General features: G+C 42.9%; 14 protein-coding genes and 1 rRNA gene. 12 read left to right on the plus strand and 3 right to left on the minus strand.

What is annotated here, in order from left to right; all coding sequences use genetic code 11:
* Window positions 1-37: 37 nt before the first annotated feature.
* From NRE15_RS12470 to NRE15_RS12495, 6 genes are all read left to right on the plus strand, one after another.
* Window positions 38-781, plus strand: a complete 744-nt coding sequence (locus NRE15_RS12470) for an ABC transporter ATP-binding protein (protein WP_313793209.1) — start codon at window positions 38-40, stop codon at window positions 779-781.
* Window positions 774-2,024: an ABC transporter permease gene (locus NRE15_RS12475; RefSeq protein ID WP_313793210.1), complete on the plus strand. Its 1,251-nt coding sequence runs from the start codon at window positions 774-776 to the stop codon at window positions 2,022-2,024. Before NRE15_RS12470 ends, NRE15_RS12475 begins: the two co-directional genes overlap by 8 nt.
* A 184-nt stretch (window positions 2,025-2,208) precedes the next feature.
* Window positions 2,209-3,189 (plus strand): hypothetical protein, encoded by a 981-nt coding sequence (locus NRE15_RS12480; protein WP_313793211.1) that lies wholly within the window; start codon window positions 2,209-2,211, stop codon window positions 3,187-3,189.
* Window positions 3,190-3,259: 70 nt separating this feature from the next.
* Window positions 3,260-4,342, plus strand: coding sequence for a M42 family metallopeptidase (locus NRE15_RS12485; RefSeq protein ID WP_313793212.1), 1,083 nt, complete (start codon window positions 3,260-3,262; stop codon window positions 4,340-4,342).
* Window positions 4,343-4,362: 20 nt separating this feature from the next.
* A complete protein-coding gene (locus tag NRE15_RS12490; protein WP_313793213.1) occupies window positions 4,363-5,106 on the plus strand; it encodes an MBL fold metallo-hydrolase in 744 nt (247 codons plus the stop codon).
* Window positions 5,107-5,262: 156 nt separating this feature from the next.
* Window positions 5,263-6,669, plus strand: coding sequence for an aldehyde dehydrogenase family protein (locus tag NRE15_RS12495; RefSeq protein WP_313794999.1), 1,407 nt, complete (start codon window positions 5,263-5,265; stop codon window positions 6,667-6,669).
* On the opposite strand, the gene NRE15_RS12500 is transcribed toward NRE15_RS12495, so the two are convergent.
* Together NRE15_RS12500 and NRE15_RS12505 are read right to left on the minus strand one after the other, a co-directional pair.
* Entirely contained in the window at window positions 6,662-6,940 is a 279-nt protein-coding gene (locus NRE15_RS12500) for a hypothetical protein (protein ID WP_313793214.1), read from the minus strand. The two genes, NRE15_RS12495 and NRE15_RS12500, sit on opposite strands and share 8 nt — an antisense overlap.
* 112 nt (window positions 6,941-7,052) lie before the next feature.
* A complete protein-coding gene (locus NRE15_RS12505; protein ID WP_313793215.1) occupies window positions 7,053-7,193 on the minus strand; it encodes a hypothetical protein in 141 nt (46 codons plus the stop codon).
* Window positions 7,194-8,455: 1,262 nt separating this feature from the next.
* On the opposite strand from NRE15_RS12505, the gene NRE15_RS12510 reads away from it, so the two are divergent.
* From NRE15_RS12510 to NRE15_RS12530, 5 genes are all read left to right on the plus strand, one after another.
* Window positions 8,456-10,087, plus strand: coding sequence for a peptide ABC transporter substrate-binding protein (locus tag NRE15_RS12510; RefSeq protein WP_313793216.1), 1,632 nt, complete (start codon window positions 8,456-8,458; stop codon window positions 10,085-10,087).
* Between the two features lie 113 nt (window positions 10,088-10,200).
* Window positions 10,201-11,133, plus strand: a complete 933-nt coding sequence (locus NRE15_RS12515; protein WP_313793217.1) for an ABC transporter permease — start codon at window positions 10,201-10,203, stop codon at window positions 11,131-11,133.
* 1 nt (window position 11,134) lies between these two features.
* Complete coding sequence (locus tag NRE15_RS12520) at window positions 11,135-12,187, plus strand: ABC transporter permease (RefSeq protein WP_313793218.1); 1,053 nt, start codon at window positions 11,135-11,137, stop codon at window positions 12,185-12,187.
* A 2-nt stretch (window positions 12,188-12,189) separates the two neighbouring features.
* Complete coding sequence (locus NRE15_RS12525) at window positions 12,190-13,272, plus strand: ABC transporter ATP-binding protein (RefSeq protein ID WP_313793219.1); 1,083 nt, start codon at window positions 12,190-12,192, stop codon at window positions 13,270-13,272.
* Window positions 13,259-14,212, plus strand: coding sequence for an ABC transporter ATP-binding protein (locus NRE15_RS12530; protein ID WP_313793220.1), 954 nt, complete (start codon window positions 13,259-13,261; stop codon window positions 14,210-14,212). Before NRE15_RS12525 ends, NRE15_RS12530 begins: the two co-directional genes overlap by 14 nt.
* A 783-nt stretch (window positions 14,213-14,995) precedes the next feature.
* Here NRE15_RS12530 and gshAB read toward each other — a convergent pair.
* Window positions 14,996-17,284, minus strand: coding sequence for a bifunctional glutamate--cysteine ligase GshA/glutathione synthetase GshB (gene gshAB, locus NRE15_RS12535; protein WP_313793221.1), 2,289 nt, complete (start codon window positions 17,282-17,284; stop codon window positions 14,996-14,998).
* A 509-nt stretch (window positions 17,285-17,793) separates the two neighbouring features.
* Here gshAB and NRE15_RS12540 point away from each other — a divergent pair.
* Window positions 17,794-19,344, plus strand: a 16S ribosomal RNA gene (locus NRE15_RS12540).
* Window positions 19,345-19,418 lie beyond the last annotated feature (74 nt).

Consider the following 19,418-nt stretch of genomic DNA (forward strand, 5'->3'; position numbering starts at 1 on the left):
ACATCAGTTAAATTATCAATTTTTTTAGGAGGAAACGATGGTTTTATCAGTCCAAGCATTAGACAGTGGTTATCGCCAAACAACTGTCCTTAAAGATATTAACTTTGAAATGAAAGCTGGCGAAATAGTTGGTTTAATCGGTCTGAATGGAGCGGGGAAATCCACTTTATTGAAAACAATTTTAGGACTAATTACTCCTCAAAAAGGTCAAATTACGATTGATGGGAAATCCATCCTTGATGACCATAGCCAATATGCTAAACACTTAGCCTATATTCCCGAAACACCGGTATTATATGATGAGTTGACACTAAAAGATCACTTAGAAATGACCGCGCTGGGTTATGACATTCCAATGGATGAAGTCATGCGCCGAGCTGAACCGCTTTTAAAACAGTTCCGTTTAGACAAACACTTAAATTGGTTCCCCGCTTATTTTTCTAAAGGGATGAAGCAAAAAGTCATGATTATCTGTGCCTTTGTCACGGATGCTGATGTGCTTATTATCGATGAACCTTTTTTGGGGCTCGACCCATTGGCGATGCGCCACTTTACCGATTTAATTCGTGAACGCGCAGCGGCAGGGAGCGCCATTTTATTTACGACCCACGTTCTAACCATTGCAGAATCCTTGTGTGATTATTATTTGATGTTGCAAGCGGGGGAACTTGTTGCGACCGGCGACCTTGAAAGCTTACAAACGCAATTTAATTTACCCCAAGCCGATTTAGAAACTATTTATTTTGCTATGACCCAAACTGGAGGGGTGGCAAGTGAATAACCTCAATCAACTTTGGAAAAAACGTTTCAATCAATTGATGAAGGAAGTTGGCAAGTACAGTCGCTTAATATTTAATGATCATTTCTCGATTATCCTGTTATTTATTTTGGGGTTTGGGGCTTTTTATTATCGCGAACAACTCTTACGACTTGAAGCCATGGACCCGTCATCCATCAGGCTGCCACTTATTTTAATCATTTTAGGCATTCAAGCAGCCACCTTTTATATAGGTAGACCGATTTGGTTTACCCAAGATCCCGACAAAAGTTATTTATTTGCTCGCGGCAAAGAATGGCGCAGCTATTGGCTAAAAGGAACCGGCTTGAGCCTTGTTCTACCTGTCATCTTGAATGGGGTCGTGGCCGTTATCGTTACACCCCTATTAACTCTAGCTACGGCATGGCAAATTGACCAACTAATTCCTTTCATCCTCATCGTCATCACGCTCAAAATATGCAGCCAATTCGATTTGTACTTAAATGCCTTTCGTCAATCCAATCAGCTCCATAACATTTGGATGCATCTGGGTGTATTCATTTTAACAATGGCCGTTTCGTATTTATTACCGCAACCTTGGCATCTATGGGTGCCGATAGCAGTCCTAATAATATTAGCCGGTTACCTCTATATGGAATATAAAAAGAGTCAACAACAAGCGATTCAATTTAATGAAGTACTTGAGGCTGAAGCCCTGCGTGAAAGCCGCTTTTACAAATGGATTTCGATTTTTGCGGATGTGCCAAAACTCAAGCCATCCTTTAAGCGCCGTGCTTATTTAGACGGCCTCATTGAAACCCTTAGTCGAAAACTCGGTGACCGCTATAGCTTTCTCTATATCCGTTCACTGTTTCGCAATAACGCCTATAGTGGCATCTGGTTTCGCGTGATGCTATTTATTGCGGCGCTTTTACTCTTTGTGCCCAACGCATGGTTCGCTGGCATCCTGGGCGTGATTGGATTTATTCTGACAATCGTTCAGTTGGTTCCGCTGATGAATTATTACCGGGGCAATCCCTACCAACAGCTGTACCCCAACCGCCAAACGCAACCCTTAAAGCCATTCCAAACGGTCATTGCGGTTATTTTGTTCATTCAACTGCTGGTGTTTGCGCTCGCGGCTCTTATCGCCTTGCCTTGGAATCTCAATCTGTTGTTGATTATTGTCGCTTGGCTGGCCGCCATTCTACTCCTCGTAAGCCTTTACGTTCCTTTCTGGTATCGTAAACATGGACAAACCTTTTAAACTAAATATCTCCGTTCAAAAGTCGGTCTGGCTACTTTATCAAGTAGGCAGACCGACTTTTTTAGACAGGTAAATATCTTCCGAAAATAAGCCGATTTATTTGAATTTTTTTGACAATAAAGTTAAAGTGATAGCAGAATGGAGTTTATTGCTTCCTAACAAAAAAAAGAAAAGGTGTGAGAAAATGAAGAAAACGTTGAAGCAACTGATTGTGAGTATGCTGAGTGTCTCTTTAATTATAACGCAAACGCCGGTAGCCATTTTGGCGCAGACAGAGTCCGAAAGTGAAGCCACGAGTGAAACAACAGAAGAAGTCACTGACGAAGCCGAATTGACACATCCGTTTGATGAACTCATAGCCAACGGCAATCTAATGGACGATATTTTAATTGAAGTCTACGATGATTTTAAATATGCGATTGACCGTGTCCAAATCCATGATGTGGCTCTATGGACCGGTGAAGGGACAACCATTGAAGAATTAGAAGGTCTGCTTGAAATCGACCAATCAGTGTTTCGCGAAGCTTTAGGTGAAGACGAAGAATATATTAGTTACCGTTATTATAAAGAAGGGATGGAAGATCAAGTTGAAGGCTTAACCGCCGAATTGATGTTCTATTTTGTTGAAGGTAATTTAATTTATGTGGGTGTTATCCCTATTTCACATGTGGTAGAACCCGAACAATTGTTGCCGGAAGCGGATATTGAAGCAATGTACAATCAAACAACCACCCTAGATGACTTTATTGCTTTAAATCCTATAGTAAGTTCTTTTGCACAATCATACTATGAAGGTCAACCAATGTATCTAATTAATACAGCCTCCGGTGAATTTATGGATGAAATTCAAGCAGAGATGTTTATTTTTAGGGATGATGTGTTTGAAATGAGTTACTATCTACCTTATGTTCGCGCGATTGAGTACTTAAACCAAAGTATGTTGCAGGTATTTATTCAACATTTCAATTCTCTAGGTTTGGCCTTTGGTGTGCCGGTTACTAGCGAAGAAGTGGTAGAACCAGCAGCAGAAGAAGAAGCGGTCGTAGAAGAAGAAGAAGTGCCAAGTGAAGAAAGCGTTGAAGAAACTGAAACGCCTGAAGAATCAGAGGAAGAATCTGAAGAGCCCACTCCTGAGGAAGAAACAGAAACAACTGAAAGCGAGTAAATATCTCTGCGTCCAACTTTAGGCTATGTTAAGATAGAGATATAACTTTAACAATCGTAGGAGTGACACAATGGAAATGAATGAAGCATTATTGACGCGTTTGACGCAAGCTAACGGGATATCCGGTAATGAAAAGGCCGTGCGTGAAGTATTTAAAGACGAAACAAAAGAAGTGGCCGAATCTTTTGTACAAGATGGGTTAGGCAGCATTTATGCGAAACATACCGGAAATCCTGATGGACCGCGGGTGTTGATGGCAGGGCATATGGACGAGGTCGACTTTATGGTCTCTCAAGTGACCGATAAAGGTTTTATCAAATTTGTTCCTATTGGTGGTTGGTGGACCCAAGTTATTCTGGCTCAACAAGTAACAATCACAAACAGCGCAGGTAAAACTTTTCACGGAGTAACCGGCTCTAAGCCTCCGCATGTGTTAAGTGCCGAAGCGCGTAAGAAACCCGTTGAAATGGACGATATTTTTATTGATATTGGTGCAACTTCAAACGATGAAGTGGCAGCTTGGGGAATTAAACCCGGCGATATGATTACACCTTATATCGAAACACGACGCTTAAATGATTCACCTTTCTTATTAGGCAAAGCATGGGATAACCGTATCGGCGTTGCCGTGGCGATTGAGTTACTGAAAGCAGCGGCTGAAACGGGACATGAAACGGTCTTATATGCCGGTGCCACGGTTCAAGAAGAAGTTGGCTTGCGTGGTGCTAAGACATCGGCGCATTTGATTAAGCCCGATTTGGCTATTGCCTTAGATACGGGGATTCCAGGAGATACGCCCGGAATGACTGCTAAGGAATCGGATAATGAATTAGGTAAAGGTCCGCAAATTATGGTTTTCGACCATTCGATGATTAGCCATAAAGGGTTACGTGAGTTTGTCGTTCAAGTCGCTGAGACGGAAAACATTCCTTACCAATTTGCGTTTACACCTGGCGGTGGCACAGATGCGGGATCTTTCCACCAATCATTAGATGGAATTCCTTCATTAGCTATCACAATTCCTGTTCGATATTTACATACACACACATCGATTATTCATGAAGAAGATTATAAAAATACCGTTAAATTGGTCGTTGCGATTTTAAAACACTTGAATCCTGAAAGCTTACACACGATTTTAGCGAATGGTTAGAAAGGAACGGAATAAGCACGATGAAAATTTATTGTATTGGATGTGCTGGCGGTTATCCGATGGATGGTCATGGCACAACGTCTTTTGTAGTGACTGACACGGCTGGTGAGTATCATTTATTAATGGATGCTGGGAGCGGCTCTGCCTTAAATATTGAAAAATATATCGATGTGAGTGAACTGGATGCCATTTGGCTCAGCCATGATCACCCTGATCATGCTGCTGATATTGGTATTTATCAGCATTTGTTAAAACTAAAAAAACCTGCACCTAAGAAAATCCCTGTGCCTATTTATGTTCATCCTAATTCAGTTTACGCTGATTGGTTAGTGGAAGATAAGGAAAGTAAGCCAGTTGTCTATCAACCGGATACCCATTTGGACTTAGGCCCTTTTCGTGCTCGCTTTATACGCACGACGCATCCGGTCGAGTGTTATGCGATTCGTTTGACCGAGCGCGAAACGGGGAAAGCTTTTGTGTTTACGGCCGACAGTGGTTGGCAAGATTCCATGGTTGAATTTGCTCACGATGCCGACTTATTAATTGCTGACACCAACTTTTCTAATGAGTTGGGTCGCAATGCGATTCATATGACAGCCGAAGAAGTGGCAACCTTGGCCAATAAAGCCAATGCCAAAAAACTCGTCGCGAGTCATATTCCTCCGCAAGCAGAAACAGGTCTTATTTTAGGTCAGGTTACTGAAGCCTTGAATGATTCTATCGAATTTTACGCTTGCCGACCAACCGAAGTATACGAAATTTAGCCCCTTCCCTAGACCTGAGTGTTCATTCGCTCGGGTCTTTTTTGGCATGGTAAAATAGCAGTCACAAGGCTATTAGCAGGGGTATTTATTAGGGGGAAGGTCTAAATCCTTGAGCTGAAAAGTGAGTTGTTAGATAATATGACTAGGAGGGATAGCATGGAGAAACATAAAATTTATATTAATGGTCAGTGGCAGGCGGGGACTTCCGGTCAGTACACCGATGTGATGAATCCCGCGACGGAAGCGGTGGTGGCCCAAGTGACAACGGGGAGCGTAGCTGATATTGATGAAGCGGTAGCGGCCGCTAAAAATGCTTTTACGGCTTGGAATCTGCTGGCGCCTGCAGAAAGAGCAGGATATATAAAGAAAGTTCGCCAAGGGATTGAAGACCGGCAAGAAGAACTGGCGCAAGCGATGGTAGCCGAGTTAGGCTGTAGCATTTCGTTTGCTAGAGCCACCCAAGTGGGATTGTCCTTAACCGAAATGGATGCCACACTTGAAGAATTTGAACACTTTGCCTTTGAAGAGACGCTTGATTCAACTCTAATCATCAAAGAAGGAACGGGTGTGGTTGCAGCGATTACGCCTTGGAATTATCCGCTCAACCAAATCCAGCGCAAGATTACGCCGGCTTTGTTAGCGGGAAATACCGTTGTGGTCAAACCAGCCAATGAGACACCTTTAGCGGCTATTATTTTAGCCGAAATCATCGATGCCGCTGGTTTACCAGCAGGGGTGTTCAATCTCGTGACTGGAAAAGGAAGTGAGATTGGAAATTATTTAGCAGGGCACGAAGATGTTGCTTTAATTTCCTTTACCGGCTCAACTGACGTCGGACGCGGTTTGTATGCGCAAGCGGCGCCCCACATTAAACGGCTTGTTTTAGAACTCGGTGGTAAATCAGCTATGATTTATTTGGAAGGTGGCAATTTAGAGGGTGCGATTAAACAAACCGCCGACACCATCATCAATAATACCGGTCAATCATGTTCAGCCTTAACCCGCTTACTGGTGCCTAGTCACCTGTTGGATGAAGTGAAGGACGCGCTGCGCAATTATTTCAGCAAACAAGCGATTGTTGGCGATCCCACTCTAGAAACAACGACGGTCGGTCCGATTTCATCCAAAAAACAATTTGATACCGTGATGGAATATATCGCCAAAGGCAAAGCAGAAGGCGCTGAAGTCCTTATCGGTGGCAATGCCATTGAAGGGACTGGTTATTTCATTGAACCAACCGTCTTTACCAACGTCACCAATGATATGACCATCGCCCGCGAAGAAATTTTCGGGCCCGTTCTAACGGTGCTCACCTACGACACCGTTGAAGAAGCCATTGCCATCGCGAACGATTCTACCTACGGCCTGAGCGGCGCCGTCGTTGGACCACCAGCCGAAGCCGAAAAAGTTGCGCGCCAGCTACGCACCGGCAATATCTATGTGAATAATGGCCCCCGCAATTCTAAAGCCCCTTTTGGCGGCTACAAAGAATCCGGCATCGGCCGCGAGAACGGCCTTTACGGCGTCGAAGACTACCTCGAAATCAAAGCCCTTTTCAAATAAATATCGTTGCTGAGGTTGTTGGATTTGGGTGGGGGGAGAGTGACGGGTATTCAAGTGACCGAAATTTAACAGATTTATAGCACATTTTTCCATTTGCCGGCTTTCGATTTCCGTTGAAAGCCGGCATGTTGCATTTGACGGCTTTCCTGTTAAAACGACGACCGGCAATTGCAGACTTTTGTGCCATCACCCGCAACTTGCCGGCCGACATTTGTCGTCGACGTCCGGCAATCGCGTTTGGCGGACTTCCCGCGAAAACGACGACCGGCATTTCTGCATTATCCTTGCATTTCCTTGCATTTCCTCAACTTGCCGGACTACATTTTCTAGCGACGTCCGGCAAACGCGCTTGCCGGCTTTCCCGCGAAAACGACGACCGGCATTTACACATTTCCTTGCATTTCCTCAACTTGGCGGACTACATTTTCTAACGACGACCGGCAAACGCACTTGGCGGTCTTCCCGTTAAAACGACGACCGGCAAACGCGCTTGGCGGCTTTCCCGTAAAAACGACGACCGGCATTTCAGCATTTTCCTTGCATTTCCTCAACTTGGCGGACTACATTTTCTAACGACGTCCGGCAAACGCGCTTGCTGGCTTTCCCATCAAAACGACGACCGGCATTTCAACATTATCCTTGCATTTCTTCAACTTGCCGGACTACCTTTTGCAACGACGACCGGCATTTCAGCATTTTTCGTAAGCGGGAAGTGAGCAAACGTTAAATAAAGTTAATCGGTCATCAAATACCTAATTTCATGACCGAATAGCCTGATTTATAGTGTATTAAACGGTCGCACATTTCCCACTTAGGTTCACGCTCACAACAACTGCCCTAATATGTGTGCGCTCCCCATCACGCTCACAACAACTGCCCCAATATGTGTGCGCCTACGTAAGTGGGAGTGGGTTTCGCGCTTACTTCCCCATGACAATAAACACCCCCATTGTCACTCAGATTTTTCCCCATGACAATAAACCTCCCCATTGTCACTCAGATTTTCCCTCATGACAATAAAACGCATTAACTAAAGATAGCACGTCAAATGGAGCAAGAAGAGTTCCTCCACTAAGGATAATTTTAATTGCTGGCTAGCCAGCTATGTAAGCTTCGCCACCTAATTTGATTGGTGGCGAGGAGATATAAGGGCTTCGCCATCAAGTTGAGAATACGTTGTCTAGCATGACATTGTACCCGAAATCAACCTGTTCCTATACTTCCCACTTCCCATTTTTCTGCCTCTCCTCAATTTGCCGGCCGACATTTTGCAACGACGACCGGCAAACGCACTTGGCGGCTTTCCCGCGAAAATGACGACCGGCATTTCAGCATTACCCTTGCATTTCCTTAACTTGCCGGCTGACATTTTGCAACGACGACCGGCATTTCACCGTTTCCCCGCCATCTACCCGAACTTTCCGGACTTCATTTCCCAACGTCGTCCGTCATCCTCCCTTCAACTCTCCCAAAATCTAATAATATTAGAAAATACTCATAGTAAATCAAAAACATCTCTTTATAAGTTTATTTATTAGGATATTGTAATAAAGCCGACTTAGCAGCAGAGGTATTTATTTAGAATGAAAATAAAATAGATATTTTTAACAATAAAGGCGAAATATTAAGTTGCAGCGCTATTTCAGATAGCATAAACCAATATTCATTTAATGAAACTTATCAAATTTTAATAAAAGTATTGACTTGTTTGGTTTCGCTCTCTATAATTGAGACAACTTGCTTGTGCTTTAGCATTAGGTAGGTAAGAAGATTAGGAGGAGACTTAATGAAGTTTAATTTTAAAAAGTTAGTGCAGGGCGTACTAGCGGCAACCATGTTAGTATCTGCAACCTTACCACTGGCTAGTGTGAGTGCACAAGATGAGAATGTCTTACGTGTACAATTTGATGTAGAAATTGCATCATTGGATCCAAATATTGCCACAGATGGAACCTCGATGGAAGTGATTGCTTCTATTCAAGAAGGTTTAGTGTCGCGTGATATAAATGGGGATTATGTTGGCGCTGCTGCTGAAAGTTATGATGTGAACGATGAGGAAACTGTTTATACCTTCCACTTACGTCCCGATGCTGTTTGGTCTAATGGATCACCGGTTACGGCACACGATTTTGTATTTAGCTGGCAAAGATTAGGTAATCCTGAAACAGCGGCTGAATATTCCTTTATTTTAGATACTGCTGGGATTGTGAATGCGGCTGCGGTAGCAGCTGGCGAAGTAGATCCTAGTGAATTAGGGGTTGTCGCTGTAGATGATTATACGTTAGAAGTAACTTTAGATCGTGCTACACCTTACTTCTTAAGTTTAATGGCCTTTACACCGTTCTTCCCAATCAACCAAGAATTCTTTGAGTCAACTGATGGGCAGTTTGCGACATCGCCTGAAACAACGATTTCAAATGGGGCGTTTACTTTATCTAGCTACACACCAGCTGGAGCTACGACTGAAGTTGTTAAAAACGATACCTACTATGATCCTGAAGCGATTTCGCTAGACGGCATTCGATTCCAAGTTATCAAGGATTCGCAACAAGCTGTTTTGGCTTACCAAACCGATCAATTAGATATTACTAATATCTCCGGTGAACAAGTCATGTTATTTGCACAAGATCCTGAGTTCCAAAGTGTTCAACAAGGTTATATGTGGTTCTTATCACCGAATGGTGAACAAGAAGATTTTGCCAATCAAGATTTCCGTTTAGCATTTGGTAAAGCATTCAGTCGTGAAGTTATTACTGAAAATGTCTTAAAAGATGGTTCAATGCCAGCCACCTTCTTCGTTCCACAAGGCTTAGCTAATGCGCCTGATGGTAGTGATTACCGTGATTTTGCAGGACGTGATTTAATGGTAAGTAATGAAGAAGAAGCTAAGGCGCATTTAGAAGCGGCTAAAGAAGCCTTAGGTAAAGATACCTTTGTTGTCCAATTGTTAGTTGAAGATACAGAAGCATCTATTAATGTGGCTCAATCATTAGAAGCACAAATTGAATCAGTGCTTGAAGGGGTTGATATCCAAATTGAACAAACACCGAAGAAAAACCGTCTTGACCGTATGCGTGCTGGCGAGTTTGATGTCGCTTTAACCCGTTGGGGACCTGACTACGCGGATCCTTCAACGTATTTACAATTATTAACAACCGACAGTAACTACAATGATTCACGTTACTCTAATGAAACCTTTGATGCAGACTATGTTGAAATTCAAACAGGGGAATTAACGACGGATCCTGAAGCGCGTTTTGCTAAAATGGCCGAAATGGAAGCTTTAGCCTTATCTGAAGGGGCTGTTTTACCGGTTTATCAAGCGGGTTCGGCCGTATTAATGAAAGGCAATGTATCTGACATTTTATTCTATGCCGTTGGAACACCACGTCTCTTCAAATACGCAAGTAAACAATAATTTACATAGCTTGCTTTATTTATTAATTTAAACAGTGAAGTCAGAATGTATGTTCTGACTTCATTCTATTTATCGCATTTTTTTGCGATAATCATTTAGAAAGGATTTTCTTCATGAATAAATATCTCATTCGCCGCTTTTTTATTTCTCTGGCAACGTTGTTGTTGATTATTTTTATCTTGTTTTTACTCTTACAACTAATGCCAGGATCACCTTTTAATGATGAGCGAATTTCTCCAGCACAAAGAGAACTGATGGATATCCGCTACGGTTTGGATAAACCTGTTTTAGTTCAGTTTTTTAATTATGTCAAAAATATGTTGACAGGGGACTTAGGTGTTTCCTATTCCATTTCGAGAGATGTACCTGTCACCACTTTGTTACAATCGCGGTTACCTATTTCGTTTGAATTAGGTTTTTGGGCTGTTTTAGTAGGGACCATCATGGGCTTAATTTTTGGTTCAGTGGCCGCCTTTAATCAAAACACCATCTGGGATACGTTAGCAACCATACTTTCTGTTTTAGGTGTTAGTGTCCCATCGTACGTATTTGCTTTAGGTTTGTCTTATTATTTTGGTTATAAATGGCAAATTTTCCCTATTTTATTTAACTTGAATAATAAAGCCATGAGTATGGTCTTACCGGTCATTGCCCTCAGTTTGTTTACCATGGCTTCGATTGCTCGGTTTACGCGGACTGAAATGATTGAGGTTTTGCAGTCGGATTATATTCAGCTGGCTGAAAGTAAAGGTGTTACCGGCTGGCGCTTGTTTTACAAGCATGTTCTAAGAAATGCCAGTATTCCGATATTGACTGTATTAGCGCCATTGGTCGTTGGCTTGATGACGGGGTCCATGGTAGTGGAGCAAATATTCTCCATTCCAGGGCTAGGTCAATTATTAGTGCAAGCCATCCAATCCAATGATTTTAATATTGTTATGGGGATTTCATTTATTTATTCAGCGTTATTTATTTTTGTGATGTTTGTTGTGGATGTGTTGTATGGTGTTTTAGACCCACGCATTCGTTTGTCAGGAGGCGAGTAAGATGGCAGAAGTGAAAGAAATAGCCAACATTGAATTTTTAGCGGATGATTTTAATTTAGCCGATAAAAAGCAAGATGAAGATTATCAAGAGATTTATGTAAAAGAATCTTCTTGGAAGCAATTTGTAACCAATTTTTCACGGAACAAAGGTTCAGTGTTTGGTCTTATTACGATTATTCTGATTATTTTCTTTGCGATTTTTGGTCCTCATATGAACGAATATGGCATGAATCAACAAATTACGGGAAATGAAAATATGGCTCCGAGGGTTCAAGGGCTTGAACAGTTAGGGATTTTTGATGGGAGTCAAACCTTTAACACGTCAACAGGAACGATGACGATAAACCGCTATGAAACCAACCCTAATGCCGCCGATACATACTATTGGTTTGGTTCGGATGTGTTAGGCCGTGATATTTTCACACGGGTTTGGGAAGGTACCCGTATTTCCCTATACATTGCTTTAGTCGCGGTGATTGTGGATGTATTTATTGGGATGATTTATGGTTTAATCTCGGGTTACTTTGGCGGTAAAGTCGATATGATTATGCAACGTTTTATCGAGATTTTAAACGGGATTCCGAGTTTGGTTATTGTGACCCTCTTGATTGTGGTTTTAGAACCGGGGATTTTGAGTATTACGATTGCGATTGCTTTAACCGGTTGGATAGGGATGTCAAGGGTCGCTAGGGCGCAAATGTTGAAATTAAAAGAACGTGAATTTGTTTTAGCTTCGCGCACGCTGGGAGCAAAACCTCTGACGATTATTTTCAAAGAAATCTTACCCAATATCTTTGCGCAACTGATTATTATGTCGATGTTCTCTGTCCCTAATGCGATTTTTACCGAATCGTTCTTAGCCTTTATCGGTTTAGGGGTACCTATGCCTAATGCTTCCTTGGGTTCATTAATTAGTGATTCCTTTAAATCCTTTTTAAATGCCCCTTATATGATTATTCCGCCAGTCTTAGTGTTGTCGCTCACCATGCTGAGTTTCAACTTGCTAGCAGACGGTTTACGCGATGCCCTAGATCCAACCATGAAGGAGGTTTAAACATGACCAGACAAAAAATATTAGAAATGCGCGATTTGAGTATCTCTTTTAAAACCAATCAAGGTTCTGTTGAAGCCATTCGTGGCGTTGATTTAGATTTATATCGGGGGGAAACCTTAGCCATCGTTGGTGAATCCGGTTCAGGTAAGTCCGTTACCGTTAAAACCATTATGGGAATTTTAGCGAATAACCAACGTATCAATACCGGTGTGATTGATTACTCCTATGAAGCAGATGGAAAAGTTAATTCAGTTGATTTATTAAAAATCAGCAAAAAAGAAATGCGCCGCCGCTTTAATGGTAAAAGAATTGCGATGGTTTTCCAAGATCCAATGACGTCTTTAAATCCAACCATGCCAATTGGGGAGCAAATCATGGAAGGAATGTTCATTCATTATCATACCCCTAAAAAAGAAGCCCGTGAAAAAGCCTTACGTTTATTGGAGTTGGTTGGTATTCCGAACGGTGAAGAACGCTTCGGTCAATATCCGCATCAACTCTCTGGCGGGATGCGCCAAAGAGTGGTCATTGCGATTGCTTTAGCTTGCGATCCGGAAATTCTTATTTGTGATGAACCAACCACCGCTTTGGATGTTACCATCCAAAGCAAAATCCTCGATCTAATAAATATGATTCAGAAAAAGAATAACATTGCCGTAATTTATATCACCCATGATTTAGGGGTGGTATCTAAAGTAGCAGATTATGTTAATGTCATGTATGCCGGTCGTATTGTTGAAAAAGGTTCAGTCAATGATATTTTTTATGATCCAAAACATCCCTATACTTGGGGACTGTTATCAGCCATGCCTGATATAAATACCTCTTCGGATAAGTTGTATGCTATACCTGGTAACCCACCGAATTTAGCCCACCATAAACAAGGTGACCCGTTCTATATTCGGAATGATTATGCGTTGAACATTGACAAACGGGTTGAACCTCCTATGTATCAAATTTCAAAAACGCATTATGTGGCTAGCTGGTTAATGCATGAGAAGGCACCAAAAGTCGAAATGCCAACTGCCCTGCGGGAGCGCATTGACCAAATGAAGTTGGAGGCGAGTCAATATGAGCGAGTTTAAACGACCCCTGTTAGATGTCAAAAATCTTAAACAACACTTTAAAGTCAATAAAAAATTTACCGTCAAAGCCGTCGATGGAGTCAGTTTCCAAATTAAACATGGCGAAACGTATGGCTTAGTGGGTGAATCTGGGTCAGGTAAATCAACGATTGGCCGCTCGATTATTCGGTTATATAACCCAACTTCGGGTTCCATTGTCTTTGATGGCAAAGAAATGGCTGGAAAATTAGATAAAGAACGTGAGGATTTCCTACGCACCAATATGCAAATGATTTTCCAAGATCCGATGGCGAGTTTAAATCCACGTAAAAAAGTCATCGAAATTATTACACAAGGGCTTGAAATTCAAGGTTTATACGATAGTACCGAAGAGCGTGTAGCCAAAGGGTTAGACACACTGGAACAAGTTGGCTTGTCGCGTGAATTTGCTAATCGCTATCCCCACCAGTTTTCAGGTGGTCAGCGGCAACGGGTAGGGATTGCCCGTGCTTTAATTATGAATCCTCAACTGGTCATCGCTGATGAAGCCATTAGTGCCTTGGACGTTTCAATTCAAGCACAGATTGTTAACTTGTTGAAGGACATTCAAGAAGACCGTGGCTTATCGTATTTGTTTATTGCCCATGACTTATCCATGGTTAAATATATTTCTGATCGTATCGGTGTCTTGCATCAGGGATATTTACTTGAAACAGGCACTAAAGAAGAGATTTTCAATAATCCCATTCATCCGTATACGCGGTCCTTATTATCTGCCATTCCGCATCCCAACCCAATTACCGAGAAGCATCGCAAGTCGTTGCATTATAGCTATGAGGGCAGCGGTTTTACCTATTCTTTAGGCGAAGAGCACCAGTTGACTGACACGCATTCAGTCTGGGTCGAACCTGATAAGTTCGATAAGGTGTTGAACGAAGCGATGGCTGTGCCGGTGAGTTAAAAAGCCGTCCAATTGCGTTTAACTTCTAATCTCTCAGCTAGAAAGAGTAAGTGGAAGGATGTTGAAAAAGGCTAATCGGTCATAAAAAATCTATTTTTTATGTCCGATTAGCCTTTTTGGTCGTCTATTTTGCGGTCGTAACTTTCGCGCAGACAGAAAGTGGAATATACTCGCTTGTTTTGTTCCACATACTCTGTTAAGTGGAATATACTCGCATGGTTAGTTCCACTTTTCAAGCCTTTCGTAAATGAATAAATATTTGTGCATGTAAAAATCAATAGCGCGAGACAATTCCAGACAATCTTGTCGCGCGCTCAGCGAGTCCTGTTTGTTGCTTTCAGAAATTCAACATTTCCTCACTTTTTACTAAGGATGACAAGTCCCATCCGACTGTGGACTAGCTGTGAAGGTAAGTGAGCGAACGTTAAATAATGCTAATCGGTCACTAATACCTAAATTCATGACCGAATAGCCTGATTTATAGTTTATTTAATGGTCTCACATTTCCTGCTTAGGCTCGCGCTCACAAGAAGCGATATTTCCTGTGTGCGCCTAGGTTCGCGCTCACAACAACTACTCCAATATGTGTGCGCTCCCCATCACGCTCACAACAACTACTCCAATATGTGTGCGCCCATGTAAGCGAGAAATGACGAATCTTCACTTCCCCTTTACAGTCCTTACTTAAACTTGCCACGTCCAAAAAGCAAGAGCAACACAAAAACCCCTCAAGCTGCGTTAGCTTACGCTAAGCCAACGTCTGTTTGAGGGGTATTTATTGGGTTAAAAGGTGGTGTTGAATTCGATTTCTGGATACAGTTGTTCCAAGACCCAACGGCCAACGGGGCGTTGCTTGCCGACACCGGGGTAGCGGTGCAACGTAATCATGGGGTTGAAGTTGGCTTCAATCACATGATAGTTGGTGTTGCTAGCAGCCACCGAATAATCTTCCATGATGATGTCGACGCCACAGAAATTAGCGCCTAAAGCGTTGGCGGCTGTGACGGCGATGAATTTATAAGACGCGTTGACCTCATCGGTGCGGTCGATGGATAAACCACCGGTTGAAATATTGCTGTTGCGACGCAAATAGACCAATTGACCAGAATCAGGAATACTCTCTAGCGATAAACCGGCAGCGTCCAACAAAGCCATTTCGGCTTCGCCTTTTTCAATAAATGTCAACGGGGCTAAGTGTTTTTTGCCGCGCAAAGGGTCGGCGTTGGTTTGATCGATCAGTTGGCTGACTGTTGATTGACCATCACCAATCACCTGAGCGGGTTGACGTTCAACGATGGCTTTCACTTCGCCTTCTTGAACATAAAAACGTAATTCGGTTCCTTTAGCAAAAGCTTCTAATAAGACGGTGTCATCTTCAGCAAAAGCAAATTCTAAGGCTTTGACATAGCGGTCTAAGGTAGGTTTTTCTTCAAAAATGGTAATCCCTAACCCATAATTAGTATTTTTAGGTTTAATGACAAACGCATCGAGGGTTAACTGACTATAATAAGTCCGACCTTCTTCGAAGGTATTAAAACTTAAGCCTGCTGGTACACGGACAGCCGCTTCATCTAAAATAACTTTCGTGGCAATTTTGTTTTCCATTAAGAAATAAGAAATTAAACTATCGTGGCGGGTCATGTTGCCGTTTTTAACAAACTCCACATGACCATCGTAGTCTAACTTAATCAAGTTTTCCTTAGCATCAATGACTGTCACTTCAATGCCATGACGAATAGCTTCCTTAATGACATCTTGAGTTGATAACTCGAAAGATTCAAATCCATGCAAAGAGTAGGGATGGGCAATATAAGTACGTTGATGTTCCTCGGCTAATTCCATGCCAAGTGAAAGGAAATTATCCGGTGTTTGAACAATTTCAAATAATTGACCGCTCAAGGTCAGTTCAGGCTGATTCAGCAGACGGCCTTTCTTATCAACTAAAGCAACCATCGAACCTTTATAAAGCTGATGCTCATCCAGTATTACCGCTAACTCACGCATGACAGCAAAAACCATCTCGGCTTCAGAGATATTTATTGGTGGGTTTAAAGGGTGGTCTTCAGCGGTTTTGAATTGGTAGTCTTGACCCAAATCGATAGCTTCGTCGGTGGCGGCATCTTCTATATATAGAAGCGATAAAATGAATAGGCGGATAAATTCCATGTCCTCTTGCCAAATGCCATAAGGGGCAAAAGGGTTAATATCAAAGTTACGGAACTCTAAATAGTTAATCCCTTGCTCAATTAATTGGCGGACAGGTTGCGCGCGACGGAAACGCACATCACGGTACAATTCTTTTTCAACCGACAAAGCTTTCGACTCCACGGCTGCCTCTAAATCATTCACGAATGCTTCTAAGGATTCATAACTTATCTGAATTGAAGGGTGATTTTGATAACCATAACGACTCTGGCGAATCGACCGCATGATTGGCGTGTGTGGTTTGCCGTATAAATTGGTGGCATAACTTTCATCCACAAAAGGGGCTGCCCCTAAAAGGTAGGTTAAAATCCAACGATAGCGCATAAAATTACGGGCTAACTTGCTATAAACTTGATTAGAAAATTCAATATAATCTGCCCCAGCAGGGCAATGTTTTTCAATGGTAGCAGGATTAATTTTTAAATTATAATGAATACCGGATAAGAGCTGCACATCTTTACCATAATAGTCAGCTAAATGTTCACGGTAATGTAATTCCGTTTGATTGGTTAGCTGTGCCACTTTAATGTCATCACGATTAGTCGGGATTTTACCCGGCATACTAAACGGCCACAGTAATTCGCCCTGTTTTTCATTGGTTTGCGCCACGATTTGATGCAGCGCCGCCAACCACTGAAGTATCTCATCGGTCGACGATGAAGGTGGGGTGATAAATTCTAATTGATTCTCACCAAAATCCGTTTGGATATATGGCTGATGATTGCGATCGCCCCATTCAGGCGAATGGGGAGTCTGCGCGGATGAACCATCGTGGTTAATACGCAACGTTTCGCGCTCAATGCCGATTGTGCTCGCCCATAATGTAACGATATCTGCTTGATTAAAAGAAAAAGTTTGCTTTGCCATAGGATCCCTCATTAAATTTCATAATTACTTCACTTTATTATACCCAAAAAGCCCAAGAAGTGTTATAATAAGAGTTCAACACCCCTAATAAATATCTGCGATTTTACTTGTTAGCATTATTCTACCCAGTGAAACCCCTGATTTAATAGAGTTTAACTTTTTTTGAAAAAAGTTTTAAAAATCAGTTGACTTCAATCTGGCAAGATGATATTATAGTTTTCGTTGCTGCAAGAGACCTAAGTGGTCAAGCGCAACGGTCACTGAAAAAGATTTAAAACAAATCAAAAAAACAGTTGACATTGAAAACCAATCGTAGTAATATATAGAAGTTGTCACTCAGACAACAAAAGCTCATTGAAAACTGAACAAAGACAAACACCAAAATTGTGAGGGTTCGTTAGGAATAACGAACACAACCGAATAAATTTCGATGATACAGGAACCCAACCTGTCTAAAAAATAAACAAAGCTAGAATTTTAAATGAGTCGCAAATGACTTATGAAGTAACTTTCATGAGAGTTTGATCCTGGCTCAGGACGAACGCTGGCGGCGTGCCTAATACATGCAAGTCGTACGCACGGAGAGGAAACTTGTTTCTTTGATGTGAGTGGCGAACGGGTGAGTAACACGTGGGAAACCTACCCTTTAGCGGGGGATAACAGTCGGAAACGATTGCTAATACCGCATAGATCTTTTCTTCGCCTGAAGGAAAGCGGAAAAGTGGCTTTCATGCTACTACTAAAGGATGGTCCCGCGGTGCATTAGCTAGTTGGTAAGGTAACGGCTTACCAAGGCAACGATGCATAGCCGACCTGAGAGGGTAATCGGCCACATTGGGACTGAGACACGGCCCAAACTCCTACGGGAGGCAGCAGTAGGGAATCTTCCGCAATGGACGCAAGTCTGACGGAGCAACGCCGCGTGTGTGAAGAAGGTTTTCGGATCGTAAAGCACTGTTATTAGAGAAGAACACCCACTAGAGTAACTGTTAGTGGATTGACGGTATCTAACCAGAAAGCCACGGCTAACTACGTGCCAGCAGCCGCGGTAATACGTAGGTGGCAAGCGTTGTCCGGATTTATTGGGCGTAAAGGGAGCGCAGGCGGTGACTTAAGTCTGATGTGAAAGCCCACGGCTCAACCGTGGAGGGTCATTGGAAACTGAGTCACTTGAGTGCAGAAGAGGAAAGTGGAATTCCATGTGTAGCGGTGAAATGCGTAGATATATGGAGGAACACCAGTGGCGAAGGCGACTTTCTGGTCTGTAACTGACGCTGAGGCTCGAAAGCGTGGGGAGCGAACAGGATTAGATACCCTGGTAGTCCACGCCGTAAACGATGAGTGCTAAGTGTTGGAGGGTTTCCACCCTTCAGTGCTGGAGTTAACGCAATAAGCACTCCGCCTGGGGAGTACGACCGCAAGGTTGAAACTCAAAGGAATTGACGGGGACCCGCACAAGCGGTGGAGCATGTGGTTTAATTCGAAGCAACGCGAAGAACCTTACCAGGTCTTGACATCCCCTGCATACTCTAGAGATAGAGGAAGTCCTTCGGGACAGGGAGACAGGTGGTGCATGGTTGTCGTCAGCTCGTGTCGTGAGATGTTGGGTTAAGTCCCGCAACGAGCGCAACCCCTATAACTAGTTGCCAGCATTCAGATGGGGACTCTAGTTAGACTGCCGGTGACAAACCGGAGGAAGGTGGGGATGACGTCAAATCATCATGCCCCTTATGACCTGGGCTACACACGTGCTACAATGGATGGTACAACGAGCAGCGAACTCGCGAGAGTCAGCGAATCTCTAAAAGCCATTCTCAGTTCGGATTGTAGGCTGCAACTCGCCTACATGAAGCCGGAATCGCTAGTAATCGCGGATCAGCACGCCGCGGTGAATCCGTTCCCGGGTCTTGTACACACCGCCCGTCACACCACGAGAGTTTGTAACACCCGAAGCCGGTGGCCTAACCTTTTGGAGGGAGCCGTCGAAGGTGGGATAGATGATTGGGGTGAAGTCGTAACAAGGTAGCCGTATCGGAAGGTGCGGCTGGATCACCTCCTTTCTAAGGAGTACAGGAACCTTACAAGTGAATATTGTCTTTGTTTAGTTTTGAGTGAGCTTTAACTTACTCAATTA

The sequence above is a fragment of the Fundicoccus culcitae genome, assembly GCF_024661895.1.
Lineage (GTDB): Bacteria > Bacillota > Bacilli > Lactobacillales > Aerococcaceae > Fundicoccus_A > Fundicoccus_A culcitae.